The sequence below is a fragment of the Actinobacillus porcinus genome, assembly GCF_901764995.1.
GTDB classification, from domain to species: Bacteria; Pseudomonadota; Gammaproteobacteria; order Enterobacterales; family Pasteurellaceae; genus Exercitatus; species Exercitatus porcinus.
Genome location: NZ_CABFKI010000006.1, coordinates 84304 through 102146 on the forward strand (window position 1 = coordinate 84304; position 17843 = coordinate 102146).

Annotated in this window: 18 protein-coding genes and 1 tRNA gene; 2 read left to right on the forward strand and 17 right to left on the reverse strand. The window is 40.6% G+C overall.

Annotation, left to right across the window (positions count from 1 at the left end):
- Complete coding sequence (gene tusB, locus E7T07_RS05835; protein WP_135709959.1) at window positions 1-279, forward strand: sulfurtransferase complex subunit TusB; 279 nt, start codon at window positions 1-3, stop codon at window positions 277-279.
- On the opposite strand, the gene E7T07_RS05840 is transcribed toward tusB, so the two are convergent.
- Genes E7T07_RS05840 through E7T07_RS05850 form a run of 3 tightly spaced genes read right to left on the reverse strand, consistent with a single transcriptional unit; the run spans window position 276 to window position 3101 of the window.
- Entirely contained in the window at window positions 276-1487 is a 1212-nt protein-coding gene (locus tag E7T07_RS05840) for a BaiN/RdsA family NAD(P)/FAD-dependent oxidoreductase (protein ID WP_135709960.1), read from the reverse strand. The genes tusB and E7T07_RS05840 overlap by 4 nt on opposite strands.
- Window positions 1471-2577 carry a heme lyase NrfEFG subunit NrfF gene (gene nrfF, locus E7T07_RS05845; RefSeq protein WP_135709961.1) on the reverse strand — a complete coding sequence of 369 codons (1107 nt, stop codon included), beginning with the start codon at window positions 2575-2577 and terminating at the stop codon, window positions 1471-1473. The genes E7T07_RS05840 and nrfF overlap by 17 nt, the downstream gene beginning before the upstream one ends.
- Window positions 2574-3101, reverse strand: coding sequence for a DsbE family thiol:disulfide interchange protein (locus E7T07_RS05850; RefSeq protein WP_135710026.1), 528 nt, complete (start codon window positions 3099-3101; stop codon window positions 2574-2576). Before E7T07_RS05850 ends, nrfF begins: the two co-directional genes overlap by 4 nt.
- Window positions 3102-3172: 71 nt before the next feature.
- Here E7T07_RS05850 and E7T07_RS05855 point away from each other — a divergent pair.
- Window positions 3173-3248 (forward strand) — tRNA-Thr (locus tag E7T07_RS05855).
- Window positions 3249-3282: 34 nt separating this feature from the next.
- Here the strand turns inward: E7T07_RS05855 and nrfE are convergent.
- The 14 genes from nrfE to rsfS all read right to left on the reverse strand — a co-directional run bounded on the left by nrfE (window position 3283) and on the right by rsfS (window position 17808).
- Window positions 3283-5223: a heme lyase NrfEFG subunit NrfE gene (gene nrfE / locus E7T07_RS05860; RefSeq protein ID WP_135709962.1), complete on the reverse strand. Its 1941-nt coding sequence runs from the start codon at window positions 5221-5223 to the stop codon at window positions 3283-3285.
- A gap of 83 nt (window positions 5224-5306) precedes the next feature.
- A complete protein-coding gene (nrfD, locus tag E7T07_RS05865; protein ID WP_135709963.1) occupies window positions 5307-6263 on the reverse strand; it encodes a cytochrome c nitrite reductase subunit NrfD in 957 nt (318 codons plus the stop codon).
- Window positions 6263-6943 carry a cytochrome c nitrite reductase Fe-S protein gene (gene nrfC, locus E7T07_RS05870; protein ID WP_135709964.1) on the reverse strand — a complete coding sequence of 227 codons (681 nt, stop codon included), beginning with the start codon at window positions 6941-6943 and terminating at the stop codon, window positions 6263-6265. Before nrfC ends, nrfD begins: the two co-directional genes overlap by 1 nt.
- Entirely contained in the window at window positions 6940-7590 is a 651-nt protein-coding gene (nrfB, locus tag E7T07_RS05875) for a cytochrome c nitrite reductase pentaheme subunit (RefSeq protein WP_135709965.1), read from the reverse strand. Before nrfB ends, nrfC begins: the two co-directional genes overlap by 4 nt.
- Window positions 7591-7670: 80 nt before the next feature.
- Complete coding sequence (nrfA, locus tag E7T07_RS05880) at window positions 7671-9191, reverse strand: ammonia-forming nitrite reductase cytochrome c552 subunit (protein WP_420535056.1); 1521 nt, start codon at window positions 9189-9191, stop codon at window positions 7671-7673.
- 591 nt (window positions 9192-9782) lie between these two features.
- Complete coding sequence (gene lipA / locus E7T07_RS05885; RefSeq protein ID WP_180338718.1) at window positions 9783-10748, reverse strand: lipoyl synthase; 966 nt, start codon at window positions 10746-10748, stop codon at window positions 9783-9785.
- Window positions 10749-10799: 51 nt separating this feature from the next.
- On the reverse strand, window positions 10800-11471 hold the full coding sequence (gene lipB / locus E7T07_RS05890) for a lipoyl(octanoyl) transferase LipB (protein ID WP_135709966.1): 672 nt from the start codon (window positions 11469-11471) through the stop codon (window positions 10800-10802).
- Window positions 11471-11773 (reverse strand): DUF493 family protein YbeD, encoded by a 303-nt coding sequence (gene ybeD, locus E7T07_RS05895; RefSeq protein WP_135709967.1) that lies wholly within the window; start codon window positions 11771-11773, stop codon window positions 11471-11473. The genes lipB and ybeD overlap by 1 nt, the downstream gene beginning before the upstream one ends.
- Before the next feature lie 234 nt (window positions 11774-12007).
- On the reverse strand, window positions 12008-13216 hold the full coding sequence (locus E7T07_RS05900) for a serine hydrolase (protein WP_135709968.1): 1209 nt from the start codon (window positions 13214-13216) through the stop codon (window positions 12008-12010).
- A 9-nt stretch (window positions 13217-13225) separates the two neighbouring features.
- Entirely contained in the window at window positions 13226-13735 is a 510-nt protein-coding gene (locus tag E7T07_RS05905) for a septal ring lytic transglycosylase RlpA family protein (protein WP_135709969.1), read from the reverse strand.
- Window positions 13736-13800: 65 nt separating this feature from the next.
- Window positions 13801-14919 (reverse strand): rod shape-determining protein RodA, encoded by a 1119-nt coding sequence (rodA, locus tag E7T07_RS05910; protein ID WP_135709970.1) that lies wholly within the window; start codon window positions 14917-14919, stop codon window positions 13801-13803.
- The gene (gene mrdA, locus E7T07_RS05915) at window positions 14919-16982 is read right to left on the reverse strand and encodes a penicillin-binding protein 2 (protein ID WP_135709971.1); all 2064 of its coding nucleotides are present in this window, start codon (window positions 16980-16982) and stop codon (window positions 14919-14921) included. Before mrdA ends, rodA begins: the two co-directional genes overlap by 1 nt.
- A 6-nt stretch (window positions 16983-16988) precedes the next feature.
- Window positions 16989-17456 carry a 23S rRNA (pseudouridine(1915)-N(3))-methyltransferase RlmH gene (rlmH, locus tag E7T07_RS05920; RefSeq protein WP_135709972.1) on the reverse strand — a complete coding sequence of 156 codons (468 nt, stop codon included), beginning with the start codon at window positions 17454-17456 and terminating at the stop codon, window positions 16989-16991.
- 43 nt (window positions 17457-17499) lie between these two features.
- Window positions 17500-17808 carry a ribosome silencing factor gene (rsfS, locus tag E7T07_RS05925; protein ID WP_135709973.1) on the reverse strand — a complete coding sequence of 103 codons (309 nt, stop codon included), beginning with the start codon at window positions 17806-17808 and terminating at the stop codon, window positions 17500-17502.
- Window positions 17809-17843: the final 35 nt, after the last annotated feature.

The following is a 17843-nucleotide window of genomic DNA, read 5'->3' on the forward strand; positions in this document are numbered from 1 at the left end:
ATGCTCTATACCTTTTCTCAAGCCTGTTATGATAAAAATGAACTACAGCGCTATTTCCGGTACATGACTGAAAATGATGCGGTTGTATTGTGGCAAAACGGTGTTTTTCTCGCGATTAAAGAAAGCGCATTATTAGCACAAAGCAAGGCACCAATCTATGTCCTAGAGACTGATGCCCAAGCCCGCGGCTTAACGGAAAATATTAATACAGATTGGCTCATCTCAGTGCGTGACTTAGTGGATCTTACCAATGAAATTGCGCCACAATTTGCCCTTTAAGCCGGAATAATATTTTCTGCGCAAGCATAGGCGGAACTCCAAGCCCATTGGAAATTAAATCCGCCTAGCCAGCCGGTCACATCTAACACTTCGCCAATAAAATACAGCCCTTTGACTTTTTGACATTCCATGGTTTTTGATGAAATTTCATGGGTATCTACACCGCCTAACGTCACTTCAGCGGTACGATAACCTTCTGTGCCATTGGGCAAAAATGCCCAACAATGCACCAACTGCTCAAGGGATTGTAAATCGGTTTTGCTTAATTGTGCTAGGGCTTTATTGGGGATACTTAACCAATTTTGTTCAATCCAAAGTTCTACTAATCGCTTAGGCAAAAATTGCATTAATGCGTTTTTTAACTGCATATTAGGCGAAGATTGACGAAGTTCTGTTAAAAGCACCGAAATGTTTTCTGATGGCAATAAATTAATTTTTACTTCATCATTGGGTTGCCAATAACTTGAAATCTGCAATATTGCCGGCCCAGACAAACCACGGTGCGTAAACAGCATATTTTCGCGGAATGTGGTCTGTTTGATATGGACTTCAACTGGCAAAGACACGCCCGAAAGTGCGGTTAAAAATTTATCTGTTTCACGATAGGTAAAAGGCACCAATGCCGCTCGGGGCGGGATGACATTAATCCCAAATTGTTCTGCGACTTTATAACCAAAAGCTGAAGCACCCAGCGCAGGCATAGACAAGCCCCCTGTGGCAATGATTAGGTGATAACAATACCAATCTGTGCCATTCGTTCGAATTTTAAACCGCACTTTAGCATCATTTTCCACTCGTTCAACATGCTCTACAGTTTGGCGTAATTGGATATCGACACCGCCTTTTTGACATTCCTGTTCAAGCAAATCCACAATATCTTGCGCTGAGTTATCGCAAAATAACTGCCCCGAATTGCCCTTTTCATGATAAGCAATGCCATAGGAACACACCAATCCAATAAAATCCCAATGGGTATAACGAGCCAAGGCAGATTTTACGAAATGTGGGTTTTGCGACAAATAACAGCTCGGCTTTACATCCATATTGGTAAAATTACAAAATCCACCACCGGACATTAAAATCTTACGTCCAATTTTTTTACCGCTATCAAAAACAGTGACCTGTTTGCCGGATTGCCCAAGTTGCGCCGCACAAAATAACCCCGCTGCCCCGGCACCGATAATGATAGTTTCACTGTAATTCTTCATGTGTTTTCTTTGCTCTCAATAAATTTTCCGCCATTCTCATGCTCTCAATAATTTGACGGCGATCGACTTCTGAACGCTCACTATCCAGTAATTTTTGCCAATATTTCAATGCATTGGCATAGTCTGTATGTAAAAAGGCATCTGAAGCCAATAAAGATAAACTGGCTGTTTCATTCTCATCTTGCGTCAAAGCAATTTGGATTAATTGTTGAACCCTTGGCGTAATGCGTTGGCCTGCTTGATAATAAAGTGCGGTAGCTGCCAAGCCTAAAATAGCAGGTTGACTCCCCATAATTTTTTCTGCATTGCCATAAGCGGTTAAAGCATTTTCAAATTCATTGCTGAGTACATAAGCCTGTCCTAATTCAATCCAAGCTTGCGCATTATTGGGCTCCTTGCGTAATTTATTTTGAATATCAATAATATAGTCATCATTACGCGCGTGCGCTGTCGCCGTTTGTATTTGCTGTTGTTTTTCAGCAAAGGCTTGTTCACCTTCTTTTACCACGTCAAAACGATTAAGGGAAAAATAATACAGTAACGGTAGCAGCATTAATAGAATCCACATTCCCCACACAAAAACACGTACATGTTTAACCGCACTTTGTTGATTAACTTGATCTGGTTTAACTTCATTGGGTAAAAATGTAGCCGTGTTTTCTAAATCCCATAGGGCAGTTTCTGTCGCAGTGGCAACTGATCGCCCTTTAGGTTTTGCCCCATAACGCCATACAATTATTAACGCCACAATCAATAGCAAAAAAGGCAAACCCCAGAGCAATGCGGTGCGCCATTGAAAAGGTGGTTTGTAAAGAACAAAATGACCAAAACGAGCGGTCATCACATCAATAATCTGCTCATCGGTTTTGCCTTCGTCAATCATTTTGTACACTTCCATACGTAAGTCATAAGCAATAGGCGAATTGGATTCGACTAAATTTTGATTTTGACATTGTGGGCAACGTAAGGATTTTGCTAATTCAACGGCACGAATACGATCTTCTGTACGTTTAAATGGGAATGTATCTACCATCTCTCCATAAGCGGAAAGACTGAAAATCAAACACAAGAAACCTAACCATTTTTTCATTTTAATTTTTCCAATTCAGGCAAAAGAATATTTAACATCGCATTTCGATCAAATGCTCCTGAATAACGGTAACGGATCACGCCATATTGATCGACAATGTAAGTTTCAGGCGCGCCATCAACACCGAGCTGCATGGCAAGTTTTCCGTGGCTATCATCAATATTAAACAAAAATGGGTTTCCTGAATGTTGTAAATAGGCTAACGCATTTGTTTTTTTATCGCGATAGTTCAGCCCAATAATTGTAACACCCTGCGCAGCAAGCTCTTTTAATAAGAGATGTTCTTGTTTGCAATAATAACACCAACTTCCCCATACATTGATTAAAAAGGCTTTTTTAGGAAAATCTTTATTACTCCGAATAATGTTGTTATCTTGCAAATCGGCTTGGAAAAATTCTGGCACAGGTTTATCAATTAACGCAGAAGCAATTTTTTTCGGATCTTGCTGCAATCCCATAAATAACAGGCTACAAATTCCCAAAATAAGCATTAGTGGTAAAAATAATAAGAGTTTTTTCTTCATCATTTAAAATTTCTTCAAAAAAAAGTTGCAAGACATAAAAAAATTCATATAATAGCGGCACTTTCTTCAGTGCCGACTTAGCTCAGTAGGTAGAGCAACTGACTTGTAATCAGTAGGTCATCAGTTCGATTCCGATAGTCGGCACCACTTCTTTCTCAAATTCCTCTTATCTTTCATTTACTTAATTTCTCTCTTTTTCATTTTTATTTTTTCGTCCCAAAACAGCAAGCATTGCGCCTATTGCCATTAAGATGCCTCCAAACCACAACCACCCTACAAAAGGTTTGTAATGTAATCGAAAAGTAAATTCCCCTGGAATACCGCTTTCTTTGGTTAATTTATCGCCCATAACAATGTAAATGTCCCCGAAGAGCCCCCAGTTAATCCCGACTTCTGACATATTCATGGTACGAACATCGTAATAACGGCGTTCAGGAAAAAGTGCGGTATATTTTTGGCCATTTTTTGTTATCTCAAAATGGGCTTTTTCACTGGTATAATTGGCACCAATTTCATTACTAAAGCCTAAGTAATGGACGTCGTAGCCATTTAAGCTTTGATGTTGATTTGGGGCTAAACGAACACCTATTTCTGAGCCGAAATAACTCGACATTACCGCGCCGATCACTGTAATTGCCACGCCACAATGAGCAAAAATCATCCCTAATTTTCGGCGATTTATCGCCATCCAATTTTGCCAAAGGGTGGCGATTAATAGCCAAATAGCCAAACTTAACAGTAAAAATGCGATCCAATGAAATTTTAACGTTGGTTCTTGCCCCATGGTGTCATCGATTAATCCATAGGCAATCAGGATAGCGGGCAACAATAAGGCAAGATATTTTTGCCATAAAGTGCGGTTGGTATTTTGCCATTTTGTCGCTAATACCCACACCATTGCCACCAACATCAGCACAATAAGCGGTACGAAAATACTATTGAAATAAGGGGCACCAACAGAAATTGAGCCCCAGCCCATCGCGGTAAAAAACATGGGATAGAAAGTACCAAGGAAAACACTCACTGTTGCCACTGCCCATAAAATATTCGCCGTTAATATCAACACGTCTTTAGAAAATAATGAAAATTTCACCGCGCTTTTTGGCAAGTTGGCTTGTAAATTGGTTTTGAAGGCAAATAATGTGAGCGAGCCTACGGTTAACAAAAAGAATAAGGCTAATAATGCCGTACCGCGTTCACCATCTACTGCGAAAGCATGCACGGAAGTGAGTACACCCGAGCGCACAATAAAGGTGCCGAGCAAACTGAAGGCAAAGGCCAACAGCGAGAGCAAAATGCTCCAATAACTAAAAATACCGCGTTGTTCCGTTGCTATTAAGCTATGCAATAAGCCCAAACCTAACAGCCAAGGCATTAAAGACGCATTTTCTACAGGATCCCAAAACCACCAGCCGCCCCAGCCTAATTCGTAATAAGCCCACCATGCACCAAGTACAATGCCAAGGGTGAGAAATAACCAAGAGACCAACACCCAAGGGCGCATCCAACGTGCAATCAGTGCGTTAAATTGTCCAGTAAGCAAGGCGGAAATTGTTAAGGCAAAGTTCACCGCAAACCCGACATAGCCTAAATAGAGTAATGGCGGATGAAAAATCAACCCAATATCTTGTAACATGGGATTGAGATCGCGACCTTCCGGTGGTACAGGAAATTGGCGGATAAAGGGATTAGAAAAATAAAGAATAAAAAGACAAAAACCAAGGCAAATTAAGCCAAGAATCGCCAGGGTTCTCGCTGCAATAATGGGATTGATTTTACGGCTAAAATAAGCAAATAGGCTCACCCAAACACTTAAGGAAAAAAGCCAAAACAACATAGAGCCTTCGTGTCCGCCCCAAGTTGCAGCAATCTTGAAGAACATTGGAAGTTGGGAATTAGAATGGGCTGCAACATAGTCTAAAGAAAAATCATCTACCGCAAAGCTATAAGCAAGCATACCGATAGAAAGACTGGTAAAAAGCGTAAAACAATAGCTTAAATGCCACGAAGTGCGGATTAAATTCTCGGTATTTTTGGCTATGCCGATATGGGGAATAACGGCAAGAAAAACACAAGAAAGTGTGGCGATTAGCAGTGCAATAAATCCAAGTTCAGGCAGCATTTTATTCGTTTATTCTTAATTTCAAGGGGATATTTAAATTAAAAGGGCGTTAAAAACGCCCCTGATTTTATTCGATAACTCACTTATCCTGCAATGGTTAATTGCCCCGCGTACAAAATAAAATAACGTAAGCATAATACACCAATTAAGTCGAAAATTGAGACTAAAATGATGAATTTTGCGTTGTATTTTAATTTCTCACCGGCAAATAAGTTTGCCACTAATGGGATTAAGATACCGATGAACATGACCCCAATCCAGAATACCGCTCCCCAGAAACCGGATAAAGCGTTATATAAGGCTTGTACTTTTGAGGCATCACCAAAGTATAATCCCACAAAGAAACAGACAATCAAACCTAATTCAGTGACCATAATCGGTACTTCAAATTTATGAATGAAATGAACTTCGTGGCTATCTCCTTTTAATTTCCCTGCAATTAAGATACAAAGGAAAGTAGCGGCAATACCTGATGATGTCCCTGATGCTAAGAATAACGCAGGTAAAACAGGGTTATTCAGCATTGGGTAGCTGATTAATGCCGAAAGTAAGAAGCCTGTGTATGCGCCTAACACCGCAGCGAGCACAAACAAGATGACTTCAGCAAAATTAAATAGCCCTTCAATTTTGGTAATGATATGAGTCACAAATTGTAATTTAGGTGCGAAGCGTTTAATCAGTGCATCTAATTCATTTTTAAAGATAACCGCCGCCCAAATGACCATAAACAGCATATACACTTGGAATAGCATTACCCCCATAGACATCACGGAATTAAATTGATAATTAAACATCAATTTCCAGAATGTCCAAGGACGTGCCAAGTGGAAGATTAATAGGGTTAACCCGACCAAAGTCGGTACGGTACCTAAAAATAATGCACTGCGGATAATCCAGTTTTCGCTAGGCTTTTCAAGGCGATGACTACGGCGGTAAGCTACCGCTAATTGAACCGCACCTGATGAAATCCCTAATAAAAAGAGATAAATGGCAATGGTGCTATCCCAGACAAGGTTGGGTGTATGAAAATATTCAGTCATTATCTATGCTCCCCCTTGCCGGTTGGAATATGGTATAAATTCGGTTCTGTTCCCAAATTTACTTTCGTACGATAAACAGGGTTCTCGCGCACTTTACGTGCCACTTGGCTGTTTCGGTCATTCATATCCCCAAAGGTTAATGCTTTTGTTGGACAAGCTTCAACGCAAGCAGGTTGTTTGCCATTTGCCAAATTGGTATCACGACAGAAATTACATTTATCCGCTGTTTTATGCACAGGATGAATAAAGCGCACGCGATATGGGCAGACGGCAATACAATATTGGCAGCCCACACAAAGATCCTTATGTACATCCACAATCCCTGTTTCAGGATCGATAAATGATGCGCCGGTCGGACAAACCTTCACACAAGGTGCATTAGTGCAATGCTGACAAGATTGGCGGAAAAATTCGTATTCTTGATTCGGAAATTCTCCGATAGGTTCACTACGGATAATTTCCAAACGAGAAACACCTTCCGGCACGTGGTTCGTTTCGCGACAAGCTTCCATGCAGGCTGTACAACCGATGCAGGCGGTTTCATCATGCACCATTGCATAGCGTTTTGCTTTAGCAGGCTGTTCGCTTTCACCTTGTGCCGTTAAACTAACTGTTGTTCCCGTTGTAAGGATTAACGCTCCCATTCCGGAAACAAAGTTTCGGCGTGAGCAAGCTGTCATTTTTTATCCTTTTTTTCTGTTGTTGATTGTTGTTCACGAGCTTCTTTTTGTTTTTGCTGCTCGCCATGACAATCGACACAAAGTTTCACACGTTCTTTCGATTCAATACCTTTCATCGGTTCTTTTTCAGGGTGAACTTTATGGCAACTTGCGCAAGGTAATTTAATCGAATGGACATCGTGCGCCCAGAATTTTTCTTGTAATTTTTCAGGTTGGTGACAAGAGAAACAAACCTGATTTTGTTCTGCAGCACTGTATTTTATGGTTTGATCTTGATCCCATAAACCGTGGAAGCGCATCACATCTTTAACGCCTTTACGGTGATTTTCCGTAATATTGCCGTGACAGCTTACACAAGTAATGGGTTTTCCTGTGGTTGGATTCAGTTTCTCTAAGTGAATACCGTGGAATTTGCCTGCGTGAAATTCGCCTTTGGCTTGAGCCTCACTTGACGCATCCAAGCTATGACATTTGGCACAGTACTCATTAGGATTGCGATCATTCTCTAATTCAGGTTCATAAACCTGCTGAGCGACTGCTGGCGTAGTGTTTGAGCTCGTTTCTGCTTGAGCAGAAGAGACCATGCATAACATCGCAGCAAGTAACGCAGAGAATTTTGTCAATTTCGTTAGTAAGTTCATATTCATACCTTAATTCTTGCTTAAAATTAACCGCACTTTACCTAGGAAAGATTGCGCAAATACGACAAAGTGCGGTCAAATTTTTATTATTTTGCAGGTGGAGGCGTTAAGATTAAGCCTTTTTCAATCGCTTCTTTGTTCCACTCAGGAATGACAGTTTTAATGAACTCTTCTTTGTCTTTGCGTTCTTTTTCAATATCAATGCCCATCACTTTCCATGCTTTTTCTGCAGTAGAAACATCAGGATATTGAATCGGTTGTTGAACGCCATGTTTTGCAAGCACTACAGCTAATTTTGCACGCGCATCTGCAACACGATCTAAACCTGAAGCAATCACTTTCAAGATAATATCCGGTGCGTGCATATGGCCACCGTGACCTGCAGCGGAATAGTCCCAACGCCATTGTGCGTGGCGAATAGCTTGTAATGCATCCTGCATTTCTTCTTTGGTTGCGCCCGCATCCCATGCCGCTTTCGCCTCAAAGTGTGCTTTCACTAATTGGTCTTCCAATTTGAGCATCACCTCTTTAATGTCTTTTTTGTGAGCCGCAATGGTTTTGGTTAAGGTTTCTTTACTTTGATCATGGCATTTAGCACAAGTGTTTTCAAAGTTATCTTGTAATGGATTAGAAATGCGGTGATCGGTAAAGACTTTTCCGTCCGGACCCTGTACTTTTGCCATGTGACAGTCGATACAGGTTACGCCATTTTTACCATGAGTTCCTTGTAACCAAGTTTCATAATCAGGGTGTTGGGCTTTAAGCATTGGGGCTTTTGAAATAGAGTGTTCCCAATCTTTGAAACCAATTTCATCGTAGTATTTTTCAATACTATCCACATCAACCCCTTTCATCCAAGGGAAAACAACGTTATTGGCGCCGGTACTTTTATCGAAATAATATTCAACGTGACAGTTAGCACAAATTGCAGCACGTTTATCATCACGATCTAAGCTCGCAAAATCTTTTTGAATGGCATCTAAGGCACGTAAAACATGCGGACGAGCAATGCGTAACGCAGGCTTGCCTTCTTCAAACTCTTTTGATGTGGTGTCATGACAGTCAGCACAACCGATAGAGTTAACCACTTCCGCTCCGCCTTTGGCCCATTTACCGGAGAAGTAACCTTCTTCCCCTAATTCAGCAATTAAACGAGGGACATCAGGGCCTTTACATGTCCAACATGCCATAGGTTGTGGACCGCTATTTTCATCTTTCGGTGCGCCTGTACGTAAAATGTTACGTACATCAGTGACGGAATAAAAGTGTCCACGAGGTTTGTTATATTCTTTAGCAAAAGCATATCCACCCCACAAAACAATCAAACGTGGATCTTGCTCAACTGCAGGTGCAGCTTCTGTTGATTTTGAAGTGTCTTTCCAACTGTTGTATTGGTTTGGATATTTCTCTGCAAATTTTTCATTAGATGATTCAATTTTCAGATCTTTATTAGCTGGGGCTAATTCTTCTTTTGTTGGGGCTTTTTTCTCTACTACGTTTGGTTGTTTCGCCGATGGTGTGGCAGTTTCTGCCCATACAGAACTCGCCATAACCAACCCGAAACTTGCAATCGCTAAAGATGATAGCGTTTTTTTAAGAATGTTCACGGTAATCACTCCATAAAATTAATAACCAAGGTTATTTGTTGTATATACACACTATATTCTTATTGGCATCACTATACTTGTTGAGAATTTATCTCTTTAGTTAATGATATATCCAATAAAAAGAAAAATTTTCCATCATAAAATAACAAATTCCGCAAACGTTTCCACTATTAAATGCATATTCTTTGAGTTGGATCAAAATATTTTGTTATCCCTTTAATTTCTGCGGTTTGTAGCGTTATTTATATACCTAACAATAGGTATTAATTGGGTATTTTTTCTAAGGGCAAAAAGAACATTTTTTAATTTTTAGAGGGAATTAAAATAAGATAAAAGTGCGGTTAAATATATGGATGTTTATTAATACCTATAAATAGGTATTAATAACTTTTTTGAACATTGTTTATAAAATAAATAAAAAATAAGGTGAATTTAATATCACCTTATTTTTCAATATATAAATTATTTCGTTACCATATAGCATTATTTGTCTAAATATCAGACGAGTACAACAGTAGCTGAAATGCCTTATGGTTCGACAAGCTCACCAACCGTCATTTCAGCATTGTGCAATTGTTATATGATATTGCGTTATTTTACCAACCCACCGCTGGCTTGTAGATCAGCATGATAAGATGAGCGAACAAATGGTCCACAAGCAGCATGTTCAAATCCCATTTTTTCAGCTTCAGCACGGAACATGTCAAATTCTTCAGGTGGCACATAACGTTCAACTTTCAAATGGTGACGGCTCGGTTGTAAATATTGCCCAATGGTCAGCATGGTTACACCATGCTGACGTAAATCACGCATCACATCCAAAATTTCTTCGTTCGTTTCACCTAATCCCACCATTAATCCGGATTTCGTTGGAATATCGGGAAACTCTTGTTTGAATATTTTCAGTAGTTCAAGTGACCACTTATAGTCTGCCCCAGGGCGCACTTCACGATACAAACGCGGTACATTTTCTAAATTATGGTTAAAGACATCAGGTGGATTTTGTTTTAAAATCGCGACCGCTTGCTCTACACGTCCACGAAAATCGGGCACCAGAATTTCCACCTTACATTCAGGGTTTAACGCCTTAATTTCACGTACCGTTGCGGCAAAATGTGCCGCGCCACGATCAGGTAGATCATCACGATCCACAGACGTAATCACCACGTATTTTAATTTCATATCCTGTACAGTTTCAGCGACTTTACGCGGTTCTTCAGGATCTAAAGGCAATGGTTTACCATGTGCCACGTCACAGAATGGACAACGGCGTGTACAAATTGCGCCCATAATCATAAAGGTCGCGGTTCCATGGTTAAAACATTCGTGCAGATTTGGGCAAGAAGCTTCTTCGCAAACAGAATGTAGTCCATGGCGGCGCATACCATGTTTGATGGAATCAATTTTTGCTGAACTGGCGGGTAGCTTGATTTTCATCCACGCCGGTTTAGGCAGTAATTCTTGGTCAGGATCGATATTACGGACTTGAATAATTGACGTTTTGGCCGCGTCACGATATTTCACACCACGCTCCATTTTAAAAGGGGTATTGCTCATCACGGTATTCCTAAATATTGGGTTAATAATGAACCCATTTTCAAAAAAAGTTTAAATGTTAAAAATTTGTTGCGTATTATAGCCTAAAATTTTAACAAAGTGAGCAATTAATTTTGGTGCAACTAAATCACAATTGGCTTGTTCAGGTTGAACAAAATCGGCTAATTGGCACATTTCTAAGCCCGCATATCCACAAGGATTGATATTTCGGAATGGCGTTAAATCCATATTGATATTGAGTGCCAAGCCATGGAATGAACAGCCTTTACGAATTCGTAAGCCAAGAGAACAGATTTTCTTTTCTTGCCCATTAACATTCACATAGACACCCGGGGCATCCAATTTGGGATAAGCACTCACCCCATAATCCGCTAAGGTTTGCACCACGGATTGCTCAAGTGCGGTCACTAATTGGCGCACATTTAAATCATGTCCTTCGGCCTTTTGACGCTTAATATCAATCAGCACGTACATAATTTGTTGCCCTAAACCGTGGTAAGTGATTTGCCCACCACGATCAGATTGAACAACAGGGATATGCGTAGGATTTAATAAATGTTCAGGTTTACCGGCTTGTCCTTGGGTAAACACCGCCGGATGTTGAACTAACCAGATTTCATCGGGCGTAGTTGCATCGCGGCTATCCGTAAAAGCCTGCATTTTCTGCCATACGCTTTCATAATCTTGTACACCAAGTTGGCGCACATTCAATGCAATCGTCATTACAATACCATTCTTACGCCTTCAATTTTAGCCAGTTCAGCATAAAGGGTTTCTACTTGCTCAATATTTTCCGCTTTAATATCAATAGAAACAGATTTATAGGTTCCTTTTGAGCTTAAGTGTTCACGCGGGTTATAATCGCCTTTGGCATATTTTTGGGTAACCACGACCACATCATCCATCAAACCATCACGATTTTTCCCGACTACTTTAAAGGTAAATGCGCAAGGAAATTCCAATAAATCTTTTAATTGTTGTTGTGGTACATCCGTTAAATTAAATTCACGAGTTGTTACTGTCATAATGTATTGTTCCTAATATAAAGAAAAAAATCACCGCACTTTAGCGTGCGGTCAGATTACTGACAAAGTTCATAACAAAGTTCATATTTGAGAAACAACCTAGCACGAGCCTTGCTAGGTTCCTTAAGCCCAGCCCTGCTGGGGCTGAATAAAAGAGCCGCAGAGGGGCTCGGATTAAGTAACCCTATACGGCTCGTATAGGGTTAAAAGGTTGTTAACGTTTTTTAATAAGCTCTAATCAAATAAACTTTTTACCGTTAAAACTAACCAGTCCCAGCCTTTGCCGATAAAGCCGGCTTCGCCAACATCTTGCATCGCTTGCAATTTCACCATAGCAACATCGCGACCATCAAGGCTATAAATCACTTTACCGAGAATTTGCCCTTTTGCTAATGGTGCTTCTAGGTATTTTGGGTCAAATTCCATACGCGCTTTTAAGTCAGCTTGGCGACCTTTGGGAATCGTAATAAAACCATCTTGCAACACGCCAACAGCAATTTTACCTTCATCACCATAATAAACGGATTGTTCACCCACCGCTTTATTGGCTTCTAAGGTTCTAAAGGTATCAAAACTATTAAAGCCCCATTGTAATAATTTTTTGCTTTCAACTTCGCGTCCTTTATAAGTCGGTACGCCCATTACCACAGAAATCAAACGCATATTGCCTGAATTCGTTGCGGAAGCGACTAAGTTGTAGCCGGCTTGGCTCGTATGCCCTGTTTTCATCCCATCAACATTCATGGTTTTATCCCACAACAAACCATTACGGTTAGGTTGTTTGATTTTGTTGAATGTAAAATCTTTCTCCGCATAAATGGCATATTCTTCGGGTAAATCACGAATAATATGCGAACCAATAATGGCCATATCACGCGCAGAAGAATATTGGTTAGGATCATCTAAACCATGGGGTGTGGTGAAGTTGGTATTTTTTAAACCAAACTGTTGCACATATTTATTCATTAAAGCTACAAATTGCTCAGTAGAGCCTGAAACATGTTCCGCCATTGCCACACAAGCATCATTACCTGAAACCACAATAATACCGCGGTTTAAATCAGAAACAGAAACCTGTTGATTTAAATTTAAAAACATTTTCGATGAATCCGGGAAGTTTTTACCCCATGCGCTCTCACCGATAGTCACCATGTCATTATTGTGAATTTTGCCTTGTTTTAACGCGGTGCCAATCACGTAACTGGTCATCATTTTCGTTAAAGAGGCTGGGTATTGACGTTGATCTGGATTAAGTGCGGCTAAAATGGCACCTGAATTGTAATCCATCAAAATATAGGTTTGCGCATTTAATTGTGGCGGCTGCATATTCGGGTATTGTACCTGACCGAATTCAGCATCTTGCGCATTGGCTGTATTTGCTGCAACAGAAATAATACCCGCTAATAAAGCCATTTTTGATTTTTTAAGGGCTGTAAAGAACATAAATCCTGCTTATTCTTCCAAATTATTAATTGATAAATATGATTGATTTTTAGCAACGTGTAATTTTTCCACTTTCACGCTACCTACACCGCCGTTAAGCATGCCTAAATCCGCCGCCGCCACTCGTGATAAATCGATAATTCGCTCGCCATGAAATGGCCCACGATCATTAATTTTCACAATCACTTGGCGATTATTGCGCGTATTAGTTACTAATGCGTAAGAACCCAATGGCAAACTATTATGTGCCGCCGTATATAAATTGGAACGATAAATTTCGCCACTTGCAGTACGGCGTCCATTAAATTTATTGTGGTAATAGCTTGCTTTACCTTGCTTTTCATAATGTGCAGTATTTTTTGAAGGCGTTGTGGTATAAGCTTGCCCATTAACATCATAAGTTTGAGTATGTTTAACCACGGGTTTATTTGTCAGTCGCTTAGCTTCTGCCGAGCTACAGGCTGATAGCGTTAGTGCTAAAAGCGCGGTTAAAAAAAGTTTTAAATTAGTTTTAATCATAAGTTTATCTCAAGTTTTGTCTTTCAATTTTGAGTCACCCATTTCTAAGTAACACAAAACCGAAATTAGTTCCCTTGGGAATAAAGGGTGCGTTTGTGAGTATGGATAGACATAATTAACCCAAACCCAGCCATAAGCGATACAAACGACGTACCACCATAACTTATTAACGGTAATGGTACACCGACTACAGGTAAAATACCACTCACCATACCAATATTGACAAAAATATAAACAAAGAAAATCAATGTTAGTGCGCCGGTTAACAGTCGTCCAAACGCCGTTTGCGCTTGCACGCCAATCATTAATCCACGAATTATAATAAAGAAATAAATGGCAAGCAAAATAATTACGCCTATCATGCCATGTTCTTCACTTAATACCGCAAAAATAAAGTCAGTATGCGGCTCAGGCAGAAATTCCAGTTGAGATTGCGTGCCCAACATCCAACCTTTGCCAAATATGCCACCTGAACCAATGGCAATTTTTGATTGTAAAATATGATAACCCGCACCTAAAGGGTCTTTTTCGGGATCAAGCAACGTTAACACGCGTGTACGTTGGTAATCATGCATTAAATAAAACCACATGATAGGAATAAACCCCGCTAATCCTACTATTGCCGTTGCAATTAACCACCAGCTCATTCCCGCCAAAAAGACCACAAACACCCCAGAGGCACTCACCAAAATAGATGTGCCTAAATCGGGCTGAATGGCAACTAACAAAGTCGGCACAATAATCAACAGCAAGGCGACCATGGTATCTTTAAAGTTCGCCGGCAAAGTGCGATTGCCGAGATAAACCGCCACCATTAACGGAACCGCCAATTTGACAATTTCTGACGGTTGGAAACGAATAAAACCTAAATCGAGCCATCGTTGTGCGCCTTTACTTGTGGCACCTACCGCATCCACAAGAATCAGCATGATAATGCCGGCAATAAATAAATAAGGCGCAACTTGCTGATAAAAGCGCGGTGGAAATTGTGCCATAACAAACATCACGCTAAATCCTAGGATCACTTGAATCACACGGTTACGGAACATCACTTCACTGCCACCCGAAGCACTATAAAGCACAAGCAGTCCATAGCCCGAAATGACAATCAATCCGAGCAATAACCAAAAATCCACATGCATTTTTTCCCAAAGAGAGGAAATTAATGATTTTTTCTCATTCATCAGCGTGATTCCTCGGGTTGATTTTCTAAGGTCTGTTCATTTAAATCTTGTGAATTTTCAACCGCACTATTATTCTCAGATTCTGATTTATTCTCTACCGGCGATTGCTCTTCAACAGGAACTTCATTTAGCACAACGCCGCTATGTTCCTGAGTCATTGATTTCTCAGCCGCCATTAATTTAGGCAAACGATTCTTTAAATAAAAATCCATAATTTTACGTACCACGGGTGCAGCACTACTGGAACCACCACCCGCATTTTCCAAAATAATTGACACTACCACTTGTGGATTTTCATAAGGCGCAAAGGCGGTAAACCAAGCATGGTCATGCAAATATTTTTTTAAGTTTGTCGCATTATATTTTTGTCCTTCTTTAAGGCTAAATACTTGTGCTGTGCCTGACTTACCTGCGGCAACATAAGATGTGCCCGCAAAAGCTTTGCGCCCTGTACCTGCCGGGGAATGGATTACGCCATACATGCCCCGTTTCGCTGCACTCCAGGCTGCTGTATCAGGTTCCTTAATATCCTCATAGAGTAAAGGATCTTTATAGGGTTCTACGGTTGCCCCATGGGTTTCTTTCATTAAATGTGGGGTATTCACTTTGCCATTATTCACCAAAATCGCCGTGGCTTTGGCTAACTGCAATGGCGTAGCCGTCCAATAACCTTGCCCAATCCCCACCGGAATGGTATCGCCTAGCACCCAAGGCTTTTTATAGCGTTTTTGTTTCCATTCGCGTGTTGGCATAATCGCAGGTGTTTCTTCTTTTAAATCAATTCCCGTTGGCATCCCGAAACCAAAACGTTTCATCCACTCTGAAAAACGGTCGATCCCCATACGATAAGCAACGGTATAGAAATACGTATCGGAAGATTCCGTAATCGCTTTTTGTAAATTCGTTGGACCATGTCCTGATTTTTTCCAGTCGCGGAATTTTTTGCTCGTATTCGGCAATTGGAAATAACCGGGATCGGGAATGGTCCAGTTAGGCGTGATCGTTCCTTCGGTTAATGCGGCAACTGCAACAAAGGGTTTCACCGTAGACGCCGGCGGATAGGCGCCTTGTGTTGCGCGATTATAAAGTGGACGACTTTCATCATTCAGTAAACGACTATAATCGCTCCCTGAAATCCCACCCACGAATAAGTTATTATCATAACTCGGACTAGAAACCATGGCTAAAATACTGCTGTCCTTAGGATCCATTACCACCACAGACCCTTTCTGATTTCCTAATAATTCCACAATATATTGCTGCAAAGGTAAATCAATGGTGAGATAAATGCTTTTTCCTGCAACAGGTGGTTGTTCACTCAATTTACGAATCACTTTACCGCGGTTATTGATTTCCACCTGCTCAAAACCGGCGACACCATGTAACTGTTCTTCATAAAAACGTTCAATACCTAGCTTACCGATATCGGTCGTTCCTGCATAAGCAGCTGCCTTATCTTCATTCTTCAAACGTTCAGCATCTTTATCATTAATTTTTGCCACATAACCTAAAATATGCGTCATTGGCTCACCAAAAATATACTGGCGTTTAAAATAGGGACGGACATCAAGGCTTGGATAATTATATTGGGTCACTGCAAATTTAGCGATTTGCTCTTCGGTTAAATCAGGTTTTAACAGAATAGGGGTATATCGCGTTGAACGTCTGCGTTCTTTTTTAAATTGCTCAATATCTTCATCCGTTAATCCCACAATGCCACGCAATTCATCCAAAGTGCGGTCAAGATTTTCGACTTTTTCCGGCACGATATACAAACCAAAAAAAGTGAGATTTTGAGCAAGCAACGTCCCATTGCGGTCATAAATTAACCCACGGGTTGGCGGCACGGGTAATAATTTAATACGATTACCATTTGAGCGGGTTTGATATTTATCGAATTCCTGAACTTGGAGATGATAGAGATTCATCATTAAAATGACGGTCAGCACCAATGTTCCGATAAAAGCCACCAACGCTCGGCGTGCAAAAAGATTCCGCTCAGATTTATTATCTCTAAGCGGTTCATGTTTTGGTGCTGAAAATAGTTTTTTGAATAAACCCACGGATGATTATTCTCGATGATAAGGATGGTTTGCGGTTAATGACCATGCTCGATAAAGGCTTTCAGCAACCACCACGCGTACAAGGGGATGTGGCAAGGTTAAGGGCGATAATGACCAACTTTGCTCAGCCGCCGCCTTACATTCCGGTGATAAGCCCTCAGGCCCACCAATCAAAAGACAAACATCCCGCCCATCGTTTTTCCAAGCTTCAAGTTGCTGCGCCAGTTGATGTGTCGTCCAAGGTTTGCCGGGAATATCCAAAGTGACTATTTTGCCTTTGCCGCAAGCGGCTAACATCGCTTTACCTTCTTGCTCTAAAATACGCGCAATATCAGCATTTTTGCCACGTTTTCCGGCAGGAATTTCAATTAATTCAAAGGGCATATCTTTAGGAAAACGGCGTTGATATTCTTCAAACCCCGTTTTTACCCAATCAGGCATTTTTGTGCCAACGGCAATCAGTTGGATTTTCATAAAGTGCGGTTTGTTTTTTTTGATTGTTTTATTTAATCGAGCATTAAGCCCAAAGTTTTTCCAGTTGATACATCTCACGGCTTTCTTGTTGCATAATGTGAACAATGGCTTGACCAAAATCCACCACAACCCAGTCCGCGGTTGCTTTGCCTTCTTCGCCAAAACTCTCAATGCCTGCTTGTTTGCTTTCATCAATCAATTTTTGCGCAAGTGAAGAAACATGGCGGCTTGATGTTCCCGTGCAAATAATCATGTTATCGGTAATGGATGATTTGCCACGTACATCAATCAACTGAATATCCGTTGCCTTTAAATCATCTAATTTTTCAATTAAAAATTCGGTTAAATTCATGGTTAAATTCTCTTTCCATTAAAAGTGGGGGATTT